This is a genomic window from Bacteroidota bacterium (assembly GCA_019637975.1).
GTDB lineage: Bacteria > Bacteroidota > Ignavibacteria > UBA10030 > UBA6906 > CAADGV01.
In genome coordinates this window covers 1-17396 of record JAHBUR010000010.1, presented here as the reverse complement: position 1 = coordinate 17396, position 17396 = coordinate 1, and the positions used below count along the sequence as shown (strand labels likewise).

17 protein-coding genes and 1 pseudogene are annotated in these 17396 nt (G+C 51.9%); 16 read left to right on the top strand and 2 right to left on the bottom strand.

Annotation, left to right across the window (positions count from 1 at the left end; genetic code table 11):
* The first annotated feature begins 99 nt into the window (after positions 1 to 99).
* The 9 genes and pseudogenes from KF749_07115 to ftcD all read left to right on the top strand — a co-directional run bounded on the left by KF749_07115 (position 100) and on the right by ftcD (position 10330).
* Positions 100 to 1197 carry an adenosine deaminase gene (locus tag KF749_07115; protein MBX2990922.1) on the top strand — a complete coding sequence of 366 codons (1098 nt, stop codon included), beginning with the start codon at positions 100 to 102 and terminating at the stop codon, positions 1195 to 1197.
* A gap of 45 nt (positions 1198 to 1242) precedes the next feature.
* A complete protein-coding gene (gene sixA, locus KF749_07110) occupies positions 1243 to 1734 on the top strand; it encodes a phosphohistidine phosphatase SixA (GenBank protein MBX2990921.1) in 492 nt (163 codons plus the stop codon).
* A 6-nt stretch (positions 1735 to 1740) separates the two neighbouring features.
* Complete coding sequence (locus tag KF749_07105; GenBank protein ID MBX2990920.1) at positions 1741 to 2223, top strand: adenosine-specific kinase; 483 nt, start codon at positions 1741 to 1743, stop codon at positions 2221 to 2223.
* A gap of 86 nt (positions 2224 to 2309) precedes the next feature.
* Entirely contained in the window at positions 2310 to 3986 is a 1677-nt protein-coding gene (gene hutU / locus KF749_07100) for a urocanate hydratase (protein MBX2990919.1), read from the top strand.
* 56 nt (positions 3987 to 4042) lie between these two features.
* Positions 4043 to 4399, top strand: coding sequence for a VOC family protein (locus KF749_07095; GenBank protein MBX2990918.1), 357 nt, complete (start codon positions 4043 to 4045; stop codon positions 4397 to 4399).
* A gap of 233 nt (positions 4400 to 4632) precedes the next feature.
* Entirely contained in the window at positions 4633 to 6003 is a 1371-nt protein-coding gene (locus KF749_07090) for a PP2C family protein-serine/threonine phosphatase (protein ID MBX2990917.1), read from the top strand.
* 101 nt (positions 6004 to 6104) lie between these two features.
* The gene (locus KF749_07085) at positions 6105 to 7184 is read left to right on the top strand and encodes a hypothetical protein (protein MBX2990916.1); all 1080 of its coding nucleotides are present in this window, start codon (positions 6105 to 6107) and stop codon (positions 7182 to 7184) included.
* A gap of 111 nt (positions 7185 to 7295) precedes the next feature.
* On the top strand, positions 7296 to 8540 hold the full coding sequence (gene hutI / locus KF749_07080; protein MBX2990915.1) for an imidazolonepropionase: 1245 nt from the start codon (positions 7296 to 7298) through the stop codon (positions 8538 to 8540).
* Positions 8541 to 8657: 117 nt separating this feature from the next.
* Positions 8658 to 10330: pseudogene (gene ftcD / locus KF749_07075) on the top strand (glutamate formimidoyltransferase).
* Between the two features lie 56 nt (positions 10331 to 10386).
* On the opposite strand, the gene KF749_07070 reads toward ftcD, so the two are convergent.
* The gene (locus KF749_07070; protein ID MBX2990914.1) at positions 10387 to 10539 is read right to left on the bottom strand and encodes a hypothetical protein; all 153 of its coding nucleotides are present in this window, start codon (positions 10537 to 10539) and stop codon (positions 10387 to 10389) included.
* Between the two features lie 23 nt (positions 10540 to 10562).
* Positions 10563 to 11486: a class I SAM-dependent methyltransferase gene (locus KF749_07065; protein ID MBX2990913.1), complete on the bottom strand. Its 924-nt coding sequence runs from the start codon at positions 11484 to 11486 to the stop codon at positions 10563 to 10565.
* A 293-nt stretch (positions 11487 to 11779) separates the two neighbouring features.
* On the opposite strand from KF749_07065, the gene KF749_07060 reads away from it, so the two are divergent.
* The 7 genes from KF749_07060 to KF749_07030 form a co-directional block, all read left to right on the top strand.
* Positions 11780 to 12115 (top strand): hypothetical protein, encoded by a 336-nt coding sequence (locus KF749_07060; protein MBX2990912.1) that lies wholly within the window; start codon positions 11780 to 11782, stop codon positions 12113 to 12115.
* A 255-nt stretch (positions 12116 to 12370) separates the two neighbouring features.
* Entirely contained in the window at positions 12371 to 12694 is a 324-nt protein-coding gene (locus KF749_07055; GenBank protein MBX2990911.1) for a hypothetical protein, read from the top strand.
* A 12-nt stretch (positions 12695 to 12706) separates the two neighbouring features.
* Complete coding sequence (locus KF749_07050; GenBank protein MBX2990910.1) at positions 12707 to 14161, top strand: hypothetical protein; 1455 nt, start codon at positions 12707 to 12709, stop codon at positions 14159 to 14161.
* A gap of 33 nt (positions 14162 to 14194) precedes the next feature.
* Positions 14195 to 14959: a hypothetical protein gene (locus KF749_07045; protein MBX2990909.1), complete on the top strand. Its 765-nt coding sequence runs from the start codon at positions 14195 to 14197 to the stop codon at positions 14957 to 14959.
* 57 nt (positions 14960 to 15016) lie between these two features.
* On the top strand, positions 15017 to 15397 hold the full coding sequence (locus tag KF749_07040) for a hypothetical protein (protein ID MBX2990908.1): 381 nt from the start codon (positions 15017 to 15019) through the stop codon (positions 15395 to 15397).
* A gap of 14 nt (positions 15398 to 15411) precedes the next feature.
* The gene (locus KF749_07035; GenBank protein MBX2990907.1) at positions 15412 to 16458 is read left to right on the top strand and encodes a hypothetical protein; all 1047 of its coding nucleotides are present in this window, start codon (positions 15412 to 15414) and stop codon (positions 16456 to 16458) included.
* A gap of 38 nt (positions 16459 to 16496) precedes the next feature.
* A partial coding sequence (locus tag KF749_07030) for a toll/interleukin-1 receptor domain-containing protein (GenBank protein MBX2990906.1) occupies positions 16497 to 17396 on the top strand: 900 nt, incomplete at its 3' end.

Below are 17396 nucleotides of genomic sequence, written 5' to 3'. Positions count from 1 at the left end.
TTTCCTCATTCGCTGCTCCGCATTTTCGCCTCGTTGATTTTCAGCCCTCATCTCGTTACCTTGATCTAAAGTCCAATCCGTTTTCGACATCACAACACCATGAAACTCTCTGATAAATTCATACGCACGCTGCCCAAGGTTTTGCTCCACGACCATCTTGATGGAGGAGTTCGTCCTCAAACAATCATCGAGCTTGCCAACGACTCGGGTTACACTAAACTGCCCACAAAGAACGCCGGCGATTTGGCGCAATGGTTTCATCGCGGCGCACAACGCGGCAGTTTACCGTTGTACCTTGAGGGCTTTGCACACACCTGCGGCGTAATGCAAACGGAAGAGGCGCTTGAGCGCGTTGCGTACGAAATGATGGAAGATATGCGTGACGACGGCGTTGTGTACGTTGAAACCCGCTTTGCCCCCGTGTTTCACACGGACAATGGCCTGCATTGGGACGAAGTCGTCAACGCAGTACTCAAGGGTTTGGAGCGGGGGAAAAGGGATTTTGGGGTGGAATATGGATTGATCATCTGCGCGATGCGAAACATGCATCTCTCCCAGGAAATGGCGGAGCTTGCGGTTGATTACAGGGAACGCGGCGTTGTTGCATTCGATCTCGCCGGCGAAGAAGGCGGATTTCCGCCGAAGAAGCATGTCGATGCTTTCCATTACATCCAGCGTGAGAATTTCAACATTACAATTCATGCGGGAGAAGCGTTCGGCAAGGAAAGCATCTGGCAGGCAATTCAATGGTGCGGCGCGCACCGTATCGGGCACGCAACACGGCTTATCGAGGATATCGGACTCGACAAGAAGGATCCGACCAAAATCGTCAAGATGGGATATCTTGCACAATATATTCTCGACAAGCGTATTCCGTTGGAAATCTGCCTGACAAGCAATGTTGATACCGGGGCGGTCAAATCACTTGAAGAGCATCCGTTCGGCATACTCTACCGCTATAAGTTTCGTGTTACGCTCAACACCGACGACCGGCTGATGAGTGACACCACGATGTCGAAGGAACTTGGTATTGCCCATCGCGTGTTCAAACTCGGACTGAATGAACTGGAAAAGATTACGATCAACTCAATGAAAAGCGCATTCATTCCGTACAATCGTCGTATCCGGATCATCTACGATGTTATCAAGCCGGGATACGCGAAGGCGCGCAAATCTGCTACGCGCAAGAAGGCCTGAATCGTTCTTTCTCAGTAACGTCAATCCACTCAACAGGGGAACGCCGTGAAACTCTACATTGTACGCCATGCGGACGCAGTGTCGGTCGGGGGGGATATTCGCAGCGATTTTGACCGGACGCTGAGCGAGCGTGGCCGGTCCGACGCCACGATGATGGCACGCATGCTCGCGCATCTTGATATTGATATTCAGGCAGTACTAACAAGCCCCCTCGTGCGCGCAGTGGAAACAGGCGAGATCTTCGGGCGTGAACTGAAACGCGAAGCGGCAACATCGCCAAACCTTGAGCCGGGGTTCAGTCCGCGATCATTGTATGAAGAGATCGCACCGATGTCGGGGACTGCAGGTATCGTTCTCATCGGGCATCAGCCCGACGTCAGTATGTTCATCTCCTATCTTGTGTCGCCGAACCAAGCAGCCACCGTGGCGATGGAAACAGCAGCCATTGCATGTGTTCATCTGCAATTGACGGGAGAGGGGCAATTGCGTTGGCTGGTGACACCGGAAGTTGTCAAGTTGTTAAACTTTGCTCTCTGATGTGCCATGGAACTGACCATTGTAGCTGTGGAAAAACCGGAGGATATGAATTTCATCCTCGGTCATTCCCATTTTATCAAAACCGTGGAAGATCTCTACGAGGCGATTGTGCAAACAAATCCGGCTATGAAGTTCGGTATTGCCTTTTGTGAAGCGTCGGGACCGGCGCTTGTTCGTTTTGCAGGGAATGATCAAAAACTGATCGAGCTTGCGCAGAAGAACGCAATGAACCTTGCTGCCGGACATACCTTCATCATCATGCTGGAAAGCGGGTTTCCTATCAACATTCTCAACACCATCAAGAACGTGCATGAAGTCTGCCGTATCTATTGTGCTACAGCAAATCCCACTCAAGTTATTATCGCTGAAACACAAGAAGGGAGAGGAATTCTCGGCGTGATTGATGGCGTGAAGACAAAGGGTATTGAGACGGATGAAGATATCGTGAAAAGGAAAGAACTGCTGAGGAAGATCGGATACAAGTTGTAGAAGGGATTATTGGTATTGATGAAGATTTCAGTCAATTGATATTCATGGATCTTTCTATTACTAATGATGACTATGTGGATACTATGATGACAGAAGTAGAACACGTCACTGAAAGCAAAAGAACAATCCGAGCACCGCGTGGCACTACGCTTTCCTGTAAAGGCTGGATTCAAGAAGCCGCCCTGCGGATGCTGATGAACAATCTTGATCCCGACGTTGCTGAGAGACCTGAACAACTCATTGTGTACGGCGGCGTCGGCAAGGCCGCGCGCAACTGGGATTGTTTTGATGCAATCGTAAAGAGCCTGAAGAGTTTGGAAAATGACGAAACGCTGCTCATTCAATCCGGAAAGCCCGTTGGCGTTTTCCGCACGCATGAGAATGCGCCGCGTGTTCTCATCTCCAATTCCATGCTCGTTCCCCAATGGGCTACGTGGGATGAGTTCCGTCGCCTTGAGGCGCTCGGGCTTACAATGTACGGGCAAATGACTGCCGGAAGCTGGATTTACATCGGCACGCAGGGGATTTTGCAGGGAACGTACGAAACGTTTGCCGCGTGTGCGGACAAGTATTTCGACGGAACGCTTGCCGGAAAGCTTCTTGTGACAGCGGGTCTCGGCGGAATGGGCGGCGCTCAGCCACTTGCGGCGACAATGAACGGCGCAGCGTGTCTGGCCATCGAAGTCGACCGCTCACGCATCGAGAAACGTCTCAAGACGGGGTATGTTGATGAGATGTCGGAATCGCTGGACGAGGCGCTTCTGACACTGCAAACGGCAAAAGCTCTGAAGCAGGCAAAATCCGTCGCGCTGCTAGGCAATGCGGCCGAAGTGCTTCGTGAGTTGTATGAACGAAAAATCGACATCGATGTCTTGACGGATCAGACTTCAGCGCATGACACGCTGAACGGCTACGTTCCCGCCCATATGAGGTATGAAGAAGCTCTCGATCTCAGAAAATCAAATCCGCAACGCTACGTGAAGCTCGCGCAACAATCGATTGTCGAGCATGTTGAAGCGATGCTTGGTTTGCAGAAGCGCGGCGCTGTAACGTTCGACTACGGCAACAATATCCGCGGTGAAGCGTTTGCCAACGGACTCAAGAATGCGTTTGACATTCCCGGCTTCGTGCCGGAGTACATTCGTCCCCTTTTTTGCGATGGCAAAGGGCCGTTCCGGTGGGCGGCTTTGTCCGGCGACCCCGAAGATATCCACCGAACCGATAGGGCAGTCATGGAAACCTTTCCCGACAATAAGCCGCTGTGTCGGTGGATTGAGAAGGCGCAAAAGCAGGTTCACTTCCAAGGCCTTCCCTCCCGCATATGCTGGCTTGGGTACGGCGAGCGAGCGAAGATGGGAAAAATCTTCAATGATCTTGTTGCCCGCGGCGAAGTAAAGGCGCCGATCGTGATAGGCCGCGACCATCTTGATTGCGGCTCCGTTGCTTCTCCCAACCGGGAAACAGAGAAGATGAAAGATGGCAGTGACGCCATTGCTGATTGGCCGGTTCTTAACGCGCTGCTCAACGCAACCGGCGGTGCAAGCTGGGTGAGCGTGCATCACGGCGGCGGTGTGGGGATGGGACTTTCGATTCATGCAGGAATGGTTGTCGTTGCCGACGGGACGAAGGAAGCGGAAGCGCGGCTGCAACGCGTATTGACGTACGATCCCGGTATGGGTATCGTGCGCCATGCGGACGCAGGATATGAACGGGCGCTGGATAATGCAAAGAAGTTTGGTGTGAAAGTGCCCATGATGGAATAGGTTGAATCCGATAAGCTTGAATTAGTTCAGATATTCTAATCAACAGGAGGCTCCCCATGCATCGTTTCGGTCACGTAGAAATTCCGACCACCAACATCAAGAAAGCGAAGAAGTTCTTCGGCACTGTCTTCGGCTGGACGTTCACCGATCATCCCGAACTGAAGTACACACTCTTTCACACCGGAGGCCACCCAAACGGCGGATTCGAGTTAGTCAAGAAAATGCCAAAACGCCCCCAGACAATCGTCTACATCGAAGTGGACGATGTTGCCGCAAAACTGAAGGAGATCAAGAAGGCGAAAGGTAAGATCGTAGAAAAGAAGACGGAGGTGGAGGGTATGGGATGGTATGGTGTATTCGAAACCCCTGATGGCTGCCGGCTTGCGTTGTGGCAATCTGCCCCCAAAGCGTAGTGTGCTGCGACTATCGCCTGCTTGTGACATCGAAAGAAACAAACAACCCGTTTAGCCGTATTGGTCTGTGCGCGAGTTGCGCGCACGTCGATATCATCGAAAGCAGCAAGGGCAGCCTGTTCTATCGTTGCAGTCTCTCGCGTACCAATCCGCAATTTCCGAAGTACCCCCGGTTGCCGGTATTGAAGTGCAGCGGCTACGTACAAACTGAACACAAGTAATATTCTCAGCAGATGGTTCGTCAGGAAATTGATAACGTTCTGGAAGCAGCCCGCAAGGAAGCCAACGACATAGGCTCCACGTTGCGTGAAACCGCTACATCCGTGAGGGATTCGTTCAGAAACGGCTCCATCAAGGATGTTCCCCGCCGCATCAACGAGCCGTCCGGCATCAATCCCGTCAAGTTCAAGAAATTCCTCATCGTCGTTATCAAGTTGTTGATTGTGTTTGAATTTCTTGGCGCGATCGCCGAAGGAGCAAACACACAAAACTGGAGCAGACTCGGGACAGATTGCTTTATAGCCGGTGTCGTCTATCTCATGTGGGATCGGATCAAGCGGGCCATCGCGCAGAAGAAAGAAGAATACCGTCGCAAAATGGAAGCACCCGTTGACACGACGAAGCTGTTCGATGCGTTGGTTTTTTCTTTATTGTGGAGTGATGAGATTTATCAGGACATTCCACTTGATATGCGTCGCCTTGTTGTTATTTCCTATACGCTCATTGCCATTAGTATCGGGGCAATATTCTTCGGCATCGGGCAGGGACTTGTCGGGTTGATTCTGTGCGGTTCGCTGATTCTTGGCGCGGTGAATCTGCTCGCGTGGGTGATGTCGCGTGAACGCGGTGAGAAGGAATCTCTCAAAACAGAGCTCAAACTTGCGCACGACGTGCAGGTAGCGTTGATGCCGAAGGAACACCCGAAGGTGGAGGGCTTTGATATTGCGGGACTTTCGATTCCGGCCCAGGAAGTCGGCGGTGATCATTTTGACTATGCGTGCATGAACGAAGACTCGTCGCAGTTCTGCGTCAGCGTGTTTGATGTTTCCGGGAAGGGAATGCAGGCGGCGATGAGCGCGGTGTTTACCAGCGGCGCATTTGCCAGCGAGGTGAAACAAACGGAGTCACCCGCCGGAATTCTTACCAACCTCAACAAAGCCGTGTACACGCACAGCAAGCGTGGACATTTTGTCGCGTTCCTTCTTGCCATGATGGATGTAAGCAAGCGAACTGTTACGTTTGCCAATGCCGGACAAACAAAGCCGCTGCTCAAGTCAAACGGGTCGGTGGAATGGCTCGATTCTGCCGGTGTGAAGTTCCCGCTCGGCATGGTTGCCGAAACTGAGTACAACGAGAGAACACTGCAATTGAATTCCGGCGATCTGCTTCTTCTTATGACCGATGGTTTTACGGAAGCAATGAACGCTCCCGGCGAACAATTCGGGACGGAACGTATGGAGAAAACTCTTCGCAACATGGATACACCACGCCTCTCGTCTCAACAAATCCTTGATTATATCAAATCTGCCATCGAACAGCATACCGGTCCCGTCGCGCAGCATGATGACATGACGATGGTTGTCGTGAAGGTGGTGTCGAGTTGAGAGTTCAAAGAGTTGGAGGGTTTTTGGAAGTGTGTGGGTATTGGATGAGATGGAGGATTGTATCATGGCCCGCATTCATTGTTCTCGTTTCAGTTTTCTTCTTGCCATTTTCTGCGTTTGCCCAAACCAATCCGCATTTCAACGTCAGGCTCAACATCAATTACGAATCAGCCGACAAATGTATCGGTCTGTATGAGGGATTGTCGGGAAGCGGACGTGAGATTGTCCCGCTTCGGGGGAGTCAAATTGCGCTTGCCACGACTGCTGATCTTGCGAGACGGCGCCTTTCCTCCGAACGGCTTGAAGCGAGTCTCGACGGCATTAAGTTCGGACAGACCGAAGCGGACGACGTCTTTCGCCTGAAAGAAGCGAAGGAAAATGTTGCCTCCATCAAAGAACTTCTTACCACTATCAAGCGGCGTAATTTCAGCCAACGCGTTGCTGCAACGGTTGAACAACTCTTTCCGGCAAATGCAAAAGTCAGTACAACAATTCCGATGTTTGTCGTTGCCTTCGGCCACAACAACATTGATGCGTACGTTCGTCGTGTTGTGTGGGAGGGCGATGTGCCGCGCTTTGTCGGTGAGGGAGAAGGGGAGTTGACGATTGTTATCAATCTTGCCAAAGGCGTCAAGTACGGGAGAAATGCAGACGAGAGATTCATTGGTGTGTTGAGTGTTGTGGCGCACGAGGTGTTCCATGCGGCATTCGGCGTGTACAAGGATGCTTCGCCTGTGTGGCAGGAATATTACTCAGCCCGGCGAACCTACCTTGACCGCCTCCTCGACCTGACACACAACGAGGGGATTGCGCATTACCTCACGTTCGAGCAGCGCAGCGGAGGGTATCTCCCTCAGGACTGGGATCAGAAGATTGCGGCTTCATTTGCCGAGTTCAATAGAAGTGCGGAGGAGTTGCTCTCTTCCCGCATCTCACCGCAACGGGCGCATTACCTCATCAGCACATCCAATACATCCGAATACTGGCAAAGTTATGGTGCCATCACCGGCATGTTCATCGCCCGCACGATTGACCAGAAGCTCGGGCGGGCCGCGTTGACGGCGACCGTTGCCAATGGAGCGGATGCGTTTTATCTGAACTACATTCAGCTTGCGGAGCGGGATGACAACCTGCCAAGGCTTTCTGCGTCAATTTCCCGTCAGCTTCAGCAGAAACGATAGCTCTCCCTTCTATACCAAAGCACTCCAATTCTCAATTCTTGCAGGTACTTTGCCCTTTTCATATCTTGAGATGGCATCGAATCCAACCTTGTGCAGAATCGCAAGAACTCATTGAATCTCTTCATCAAAAACATCTCCCAGCTTGTTACCGTTGCTGCACGCGGCGCTCGAACGAAGGCTGGTGCGGAGATGCGAGAGCTTGGAATTCTGAATAACTCAGGCGTTCTTTGTGAGAGTGGGAAAATCTCCTGGGTGGGAGAGATGAGGGATTGGAATCGAATGTTGCCTGACGGCTTTGCTGAGATTAACGCAAGCGGAAAAGTCGTGCTGCCGGGATTTGTGGATTCACACACGCACATGATGTTTGCGGGAAATCGTGCTCACGAGTTTGCACTCCGCTCGCAAGGGGCGACGTACCAGCAAATTGCGGAGGCAGGTGGCGGCATTCTCAATACTATTACACACGTTCGTGCTGCAACGAAGAAAGAGTTGAAGAAGCATACCTTGCCCTACATGAACGCCATGATGAAACACGGGACGACGACCGTCGAGATTAAATCCGGGTACGGCCTCGACTTCGATTCCGAAGTGAAGATGCTCGAAGCCATTAACGAGTTAAAAGACGAAGAGATGATGACGGTTGTGTCGACGTTTATCGGAGCACACGCCTATCCGCCGGAGTACAAACAGGACAAACGCGCTTACGCTGACGTTATTCTTGAGAAGATGATTCCCTACGTCGGCAAGAAGAAGCTTGCGATGTTTTGCGACGTGTTCTGCGAGAGAGGATATTTTGAGATTGAGGACTCCGAGCGGATTCTGAATGAGGGGAAAAAATGGGGGATGTTGCCGAAAGTTCATGCCGAAGAGCTGAATCCCCTTGGCGGGGCCGTGCTAGCTGCTCGCGTTGGAGCCGTTTCCGCCGATCATCTGGAACATGTTACAGATGAAGGAATTACGGCGTTGCGTGAAGCGGGAGTTGTGGGTACATTACTGCCGGGCGTTTCATTCTTCTTGAATCACGGCTTCGCACCTGCCCGCAAGCTGATTGACGGCGGTGTCGCGGTAGCAATTGCATCGGACTTCAATCCCGGCTCGTGCATGTCCTACTCCATGCCCATGATGATGACGATTGCCTGCACGCAGATGAAGATGACGCCGGAAGAAACGCTGGTCGCTTCAACACTCAATGCTGCCGCGGCACTGAACATGTCGTCGACTGTCGGCAGTATTGAAGTAGGGAAGAACGCTGACGTGATAATTGCAGATGTGCCGGACTGGAAATATCTTGCGTATCATTTCGGCACGAATCATATTGTCACCACGATCAAGAATGGCACAATCCTCGAACTCTGACAACGAATTGCCGCAAGGCTTGAAGAACTCAAAGGGTTCACGAAGAAAACACTTTGTGAAACCCTTGAGCCTTTATCTCTTCGTGGCAGAATTGTTCTTCAACAAAAAGGAAAATAGATGGCTCGATTGGTAGAATGTGTCCCGAACTTCAGCGAAGGGCACAACATGAAGATCATCAATGCGATTGCCGGAACCATCACTGAGGTGCCGAATGTGAAATTCATCAGCGCCGAGCCGGACAAGGATTACAACAGGACTGTTGTGACATTCATCGGTGAACCCGCTTCTGCAGTCGAAGCAGCGTTTCAGGCAACGAAGAAGGCGGCGGAGTTGATTGATATGACGCAGCATAAGGGCGAACATCCGCGTTTAGGTGCTACGGATGTTGTGCCGTTCGTCCCGCTGCAGGGTGTGACGATGCAGGATTGTGTCGCGCTCGCGCACGAGTTTGGCAAACGGGCGGGGGATGAGTTGCGCATTCCCGTCTACCTCTATGAAGAGGCAGCAACACGCCCGGAGCGGCGCAATCTCTCAACGATCAGAAAGGGAGAGTATGAGGGCCTTGCGGAGAAGTTGAAAGACCCGGATTGGAAACCTGACTACGGCCCGGCAGAGTTCAATGCAAGATCGGGCGGGACAGTTACGGGTGCACGAGTCTTTCTTATCGCATACAATGTCAATCTCAACACGAACGACACAAAGATCGCCAACGAAATAGCGCTTAGGATTCGCGAAAGTGGAAGAATCAAGAAGGATGACAAGGGAAATCCCGTGCTTGATGCCAACGGCAAGAAGGTGAGCATTCCGGGAAGCCTGAAGGCTGTCAAGGCGATGGGTGTTCTGCTGGAAGCCCACAACATCGCGCAAGTCTCGATTAATCTCACCAACTTCAACATCACGCCGCCGCATGTTGCCTTTGAAGAAGTGAAGAAGCAAGCCGCGACACTCGGTGTTGAAGTAACGGGAAGCGAGCTTGTCGGCTTGTCGCCGCTCGAAGCGATGCTGATTGCAGGTAGATTTTATTCGTCTGGCACACCGGATGAAAAGGAACTGCTCGCAATTGCCGAGGAGAAATTAGGATTAAGCCAGCTCGATAGATTCGATCCGGCAAAGAAAATCATTGAATATCAACTGTAATTGGAACGAACGACATGCCTTCAAAGAAAATGCTAACCGGATTCTTGGATGACCTCGCCTCTTCCTCGCCTGCTCCCGGCGGAGGAAGTGTTGCAGCGCTTGCCGGTGCGCTTGGTGCCGCACTGACATCGATGGTCTGCAATCTCACCATTGGCAAGAAGAAGTACGTTGAAGTGGAGGGGGAGATGAAAAGGATTCTGAAAGATGCTGAAGCCCTGCGCGCCCAATTCACGACACTCATCGACAAAGACACCGAAGCGTTCAACAAAGTAATGGAAGCATTCGGTTTGCCGAAGGAAAACGACGCGCAGAAAGCCCTGCGTGATGCGGCGGTTACCGCGGCGACAAAGGAAGCAACGATGGTTCCTCTCGAAGTGATGAAGCATTGCATCGATGGCCTTGCTTTGGCGCAAAAGGTTGCGGCGAACGGAAACAAGAATTCCGTCAGCGATGCGGGAGTGAGTGCCTTGATGCTTCACGCAGGATGCGAAGCCGCCGCGCTCAATGTTCGCATCAACCTAAATGGCTTGTCGGATTCCGATTTTGTGAATTGGAAAACCGATGAGGTGATTTCCATTCTCAAAACGAGCAGGATGATGCTGGAAGAAACGCAGGCGGTTGTAACCGAGAAGATGCAAAGGCACACTGCCTGACGCTGGTTGCCCTTGGAGACGCCCCCCCCCTTAAATATCTTGTCTCTTCATCATCATTATTTGTGAGGGTGAGCGGGATTGCTGTTCTGTTCGGCGATGAGTTGAACGTAGCGACCTGCATCGGTGTGGATCGGGCATCCCATTTGGCAGGGGACGAGGTTCTTCCAGAATTCAATATCGGGGATTTGTATGCGGAACCTCTTTGCCATGGTCAATCCAGATGCAGGAAGATTCAGGATTTTGGTTTTCGGGCAACTGCAACCAGGTCCTTTGATTTCTCGGGAACATACGGTTCGAGCGAAATGCCGCCAAAGAATGATGTTTCATCGAAACCGACGTTGCGCAGAGTTGTTTCCAGTTCAGCTCTTCGGATTGGACTCAACGTTATTGTGTTCAACGATTGTTCGATGACATCGTTCTTCTTCTGTAGTTTCAAAATGTTGAAGCGCACGAACCGATCCTCATAATCATAGAAGCGAATGAATGTCGTATCGCCGATTTCCTTCACGTTCTGCACTCTCTCACCCTGTGCGAGAATCCGGTCGTAGTTCAGGATCTGGACGAAAAGATTGCCTCCCGGACTAAGTAGAGAGTAGAAGTTGCCTAACGTCGTGTGTAAGTGTTCGTCCGAGAGCACATGTGCGAGCGAATTGCCGAGACAGAGGACTGCATCGAAGCTGCCATCAAGAAATTGCGAAAGTCTTTCAAATTCAGCCCGGACTGCCTGCACAGGAAGATTGAGCCGAAGGGAATGTTCGGCGAGTTGTTGCAACATGGCGGCTGAAATGTCAACAGCCGTGACGTTCACCCCCAGTTGGGCAAGCACCAAGGAATGAAAGCCAGTACCGCAACCGGCATCAACCGCAGTCTTGATGCCGTATCGTTCCTTTATCAAACGAAAGAAAGGGCGTTCGGTAATGAAGCGTTTCTCGAAACCCGTCATTGTATCGTACCCCGACGCGAGTGCATCATAGAAGTTCGATATTTCTCTTTCCGATTTCACATTCTCAATCATCAATGTAACCCGATATTCGTGAATCACGATAACACTATCTGAAATATGGCCAACAAGAATCCGTTTCTCTGCCTCTGCAGCAGCGTCGTGCCAGTTCCTTTTATTGAGACCATCTCTCCTCGTTCCTTGAGTGCAAGGCATATCACAGCGTGTAGTGCGTACTCCATTGCCTGCTGAAGATGAGACCCATAAAATGTATTCAGACTTATTAATCTGAAATATAAAATCCGCTATCTGGAAAGTCAAGGATTTTCCAAATTAAACTTCGCCTCGCTCCCCGGTTGCTTCTCCTCGGCTTGTTGAGTAGATTTACGCCGCAGAAGCAGTCCAACTATTTACAAAACACCATGGAAAAGACCAACTTGAACACTCCCTCGTCTCCCTCCGAGCAGATACCGAAAAAAAGGAGATTTCGCTGGAAACTCTGGCTTTTCATGATCCTGTTTGTTCCGGTTGTGGTTTTTGTCGCGTACACGTGGTTCGTCATCAACTGGAGCTATTCGTCGGGTGAACGAGCCGGGTATGTTCAGAAACTCTCAAAGAAAGGCTTTATCGCCAAAACGTGGGAGGGCGAGCTTGCCATGGTTTCGATACCCGGAACGTTGCCCGAAATTTTCCATTTTACCGTCCCGAGTGACGAGGTTGCCGCGTTGATCAATGCGTCTCTCGGAAAACGGGTAAAGCTGCACTACGAGCAACACGTCGGTATTCCGAGCAGGGTTTTCGGGGAGAGTGAGTACTTCGTAACCAAGGTTGAGATTGTTGAATAGCATGCAAGTGTTTGAGACATTTGAAAATACTGCTTGACTTTCACTCACGCGTCGGGTAATTTGGCAGTGCGTTACCTGTCTGTGTTTCTTTGTGTTATTGTTCTTTATCAGCATTTTGAAGAGGTTTGCATCCGTAGTGAGAATGGAAGCCCCGGGTCGGCACATCGTGACAGATCATTGGTTCGTGATCGATTTTGGTGGACGCTCTTTGCAATCGGTGTCATAACGGTAGCCAGTGGCATCATGCAGTGTACCGTGCCGCGGTTGCTCCTGCAAGCCCTCTCACCGGAGGTCACAGCAGCGAGCGAGCATTTCCTGAGAATCACGGGAGTTCTGACGGCGGCGTTCGGCGCGTTGTTGGCTCATGCGCTTATCACCGCAGAACCGCAACACGTCGCTGTTCTGTGGGTGGGAATTCAGAAAGTAGTAACCGCGTCGACAGTCGGACTTGCAGTTCAGGATGCCATCTTCTCACCAATGGCGCTTGCAGCTGCAGGGTTTGATATGGTGGCGGGCGTGATGATTATTGCGTTCTGGTTTTGGCTGAGGCAGCAAGCGAAAGAATCACTATCAGATTGATTCGAATTCCCCATGTCCCTCGTTCTTCACCCACGACTTACAAACCATCCGGACAATTGCGTTCAGGTATGGCTCGGATTGTTCGAGCGGACTACCACGCCCACGCTCCAATGGCTTCTCGACGGGCAACTGATGTTTCCGCAAATCATCCGGCCATTCACCAACATCCGGCCTCTTGACCTCGTCGGATACAGCGAACCCCGAGTGTTCTCCGGCGTGTTTCAGTTCAACAACCTGCAGCCGAACACACGTTACACAATTGAAGTACGGGGAGGTGGCGAGTCCGCCTCGTTGAGCGTGTACACACTTCCTGATGCTGTGACGGACAGGATGGGGGAATGGTTCAACATCATGTTGATCTCCTGCTTCTATCAGCCCGAGGACCGGCAGGGGTTGGCGGGCGAGGTTGTCTCACGGATTCCGCTTCCGCTGCGACCGCATATGACTTTGCTCATGGGCGACCAGGTATATCTCGATCTTCCCACACTCCAGGATTTCAAGGACGATGTTGGCTGGCTGGCGCGGAAGTTTGAGCGCGATTACGTCTGCAACTGGCGCGGCCCCAACGGCTTCGCAAAACTTCTCGCTGCAGCTCCCGCCGTTTCAACCCCCGACGATCATGAATACTGGAATAACTTCCCTCACATGAGCTTGTGGATTGGCAACTCGTGGTCAAAAGCAGGAAGAGATCGATGGACGCAAGCCGGCCGCATGATGTATGACGGATTTCAACTCTCTGCGCCCGGCGCAATCGGCGATCATCTTGTTGTGGAGATTCCGCCTCTCTCGATCTTTGTAGCCGATACACGATCGCTGCGCGATCCGGATAACATGAATATGCTGCGTCCCGGCGGCATTCAACAAATCGTCGATTGGGCGAACGATGTGGCGGCTCGGGGCCGTTTCGGCATATTAGTAACGGGGCAATCCCTGCTGGACAAGCCCGCAAGTGATCTCGAAGGAAAATTCGCAGACTATGCTCTTGCGAACTACAATGAATTTGCCCCGCTCGTTCAGACGCTGGACAGGCTCGCCGAGGCAGGCCGCGAGGTTATTCTGATTACGGGAGATGTGCATTGGGGCCGCGTTGCCGAAGCGATGAATCGCACTGACTCGCGAAGGAAAATCTACGAAGTCATCTCCTCTCCGACCTCTCTCGTCACAACCGTCGGTGCCGATCAATTTTCTAAGATCGCGTCGTTTATCAAAGGTCTGTTCGGCAAGAAAGATCCCTGGCCCCGTCATGCCGATCCCGACAACGTACCGGACTTTCTTGCGCGCCAAGTGTTGGGTACGAAATACGGTTGCGTAAAGTATCATGGCCAGAAAGGAAATCACGTGGCGATACTCTCGTTTCGCCGGGTCGGCTTCGGGCTGGATACTCGCGTCACCTACTTTCCGATTCACCCTGAGTTACAGTATCAAACGCCGGCGGAAGTCAACATTCCGAGGTTAGGTCCGAAGTAGCGGCATCCATTCACATAGTGTGGAGAATATCCGATGCTTAACATCTTGCAGTCAGACGTCAAAACTCCGAATCCGGATTTTGTCAAAGTTCCCCGCAAAGCAAATGAGGATAACATCGCGTGGCTTGAGCGGAATCTTTCTGATGAAGGGGAAAGCGTTCCCCTTGTCTTGTTGGGGGGAAAGAACCCTATTGACTTCAGACTTCGACTTGCCCAGGCGCATGTGCGGAGTGACCTGACTCCCAGCAGTTGGTCACATGCAGTACTTCTTGCTAAGCCATCGAAGAATCTCGAAACAACAACCATTCATGAAATCTCCCTTTATCCGCCGGATGGATTCAACTACCCCGTGCCGACGAATGCCGAGCAGCAGGGTAAACTCAAGGCATATGCCGACCCCGAAGAATTTCCCAACATAGCCGTCATCAATGTTCCCGTGAACCTGTCGGACATGAAAGAGGCGTTACGAAGGTATCGCAATCAGCGAGCTGTGCTGGATGGAGTGGAGCTGTTGCTGATGTGGCTTGCCTTCGCGTGGGGCGTCGGAAGATCGGGGAATCCATTGCTTGACGGCAACGGCATTCCGTCCGCGGCGATGATTGAAGTTGTGATAAGCTCCCTCGGCTATGAGTTGACCCCGGGTTTGCCCAGTCGTGCAAGCTGTCCCGAGGCAATCTGGCAGGCGGCAAAATGGTGGCACGAGTACTATGAACGCGACAAGCGCGTGGGACTTACCGGAGCTTGGAGTGTCACGCACAAATTGATTGATGGCGATGATAGAATGCTGAAACGAGGATAAGGCGGTGTCTGACCCGGAAATCCGCTTCTTTTCTGTTAAACAACACGTGAGGTTGATATGTCATTGAACAAGATTCCAATCAATGAAAAAGGGGGAACGGTAACTGTTGAAATATCATTCGGTTATGCGCAAGTCGGCGCGTACACACTGCTGCTGTGGAACAAAACAGGCAATAGCAACAAGAAACTCGGAGAGGGAATAAACACAGATAACGTTCCTGATGAGTTCGATTTGCCCAAGCCGGTAAAGAACAATGTCGGGAAAATCCTCGACTGCCTTGCTACCATCATCAGCCCGAACCCGGATGAAGGGAGCCGCTATCGCGTCGACATGATTGTTCTCCAGAATGGTGAGGAATGCGGACGTGAATCGTATGAAGGAACGATTTCGACGAAATCCGTTTCAATCAGGCTTGCTGCACAACTCAGCGCATCATAACACAGGATCTCCCCATGAAAACTTTTGTCTTTGCAAGTCTCTTGCTGTTGTACACAATTCCGCTCGCAGCCCAGGAGTTGGCCCCCGGTGAGTTGCGGGCTTCCGATGCGCGGTTGAATTTCTCCGTGCCCGATGCCCCCGCGTTTGCCATCCTTAATTATACCCCTTCGGTGATCATCCGACCGACTACCGTGAGGGAAATCGGGCTTGCGGTTGCCGATTTCATTCGCGGTGGCAGCGTACTGCCGAAAGCGTTTGCCGCGGAGTTTTCCCCCGGGTTGCTCGCGGGAGGAAGCACGTTGTCGATCCGCGAATACAATGCAAATCCGTTCTGGTACAGAACGCGCATCTCTATTGCCAGCCGTTCGTTCGATGACAATACCGGACGCATTCAGGCGAGTCTCGGTGTTCGTATGACGTTGATGGACGACGCGGATCCCCGCATTAACCGGAACTTCATTCAGGATATGTCGAAAATGGCGATGAGCATCAACCAGACTCTTTCCAGAAGTGTTCAGGTGGCGCCGCCTACGGAAAGCGGAGTTGTTACAACTCAATCGCCGGATCTTGAGGCATTGGAGGCGGAAGTCAGCCGGTTGCGGGCGCAGCAACGCGATGAAAGCTGGAATGCCAACATTGCCGAAATAGCCGCAGCCGTCAGATTCAGTTCGAGGGATTCGCTCGCAAAGAATGCTGTTGCCGACAAATACCAGCTTTGGATTGCGGCATCCTTTGGCGCATCAGAGTGGGGGCAGTTTGTCTTCAACCTCACCGGCTCGGTGGAGCGGGCTCAGAGTTTCGTCATGGACTCGACCAGCATCGCCATGAATTCCCGTTTCTACTTCGGCTCGAATTCGATCAAGGTATACGGAGAAGGACAAATAACCGCGCTGGACAATTCGCCCGCCCTGTATCTGTTCAATATCGGCGGTGAGATCACTCCGATCAGCAGTTTTTGGCTGGAATTCTCGGCGGGCTTCGAAAAAAGGGGAAAGGAGCCGGGTATCATCCGCACGGCATTTCACGTCCGATGGGGGTTGCCCGAAGGGATCATCTACTAAGCAGTTTAACGTTCTTTGCATTTAGGAAGAGGTACACCATGTCCGGAATCTTCATCAGTTACCGTCGGCAGGATAGCGCCGGTTGGGTCGGCCGTCTGACAGATTCATTGAAGGAGAATTTTGGTGAAGATCAGATCTTCATGGACATCGAGGCGATCGAAGCCGGGGTTGATTTCGTCGAGTCGATCAACAAGGCAGTCGGCTCGTGCCAGGTGTTGTTGGCCGTCATCGGGCCGCGGTGGCTCTCCGTTACGGATCAAACCGGGCGCCGGCGTCTTGACAATCCGGAGGATTTCATTCATCTGGAGATTGCAGCCGCGTTGCAGCGGAATATTCGTGTGATTCCGGTGCTGGTAGGCGGCGCAGAAATTCCTTCCAGCGATCAACTGCCGGATGATCTGAAGCCGCTGGCCCGCCGTCAGGCGCATGAAATTTCCGATACGCGTTGGGAGTATGATTCCGAACAATTGGTGAAGCTCCTTGAAAAAGCGTTGGGCAGAAAATCGAAAAAGAAGTCAAGTCCCCAGCCTTCTTCCCCACAACCTTTCCCGCCCGTTCCTGCTCCGAAGGGTATCAGCGTCAAAGCAAGTATAGGACTGGTACTCAGTCTCTTTGTCTTTCTCTTCCTCATCTCCGGCGATCCGATGGATACAAACACCGCAGTCGGCGCCATCATGTTCTTACTGGTCTCTCTTGTGCTTGGAATAATTGCATTCTACGACGTGAAGCTGAACAAAGTAAAGGGCAAGGGGCTTGCAATCGGCTCAATAGCCGTTGCCGTGATTCTTTGCTTTGTCGTATTCGGAAGGTTCCCCTCACATACGACGTCCCAACAGGGAGATCTACCCTCGGATACTTCCGCTGCAATAGCTCAGGTTGCACCGGCAACTGTTGACCCGTCTACTCAGCAGGCAGCAGCACAATCAGAGTTTCGTCCG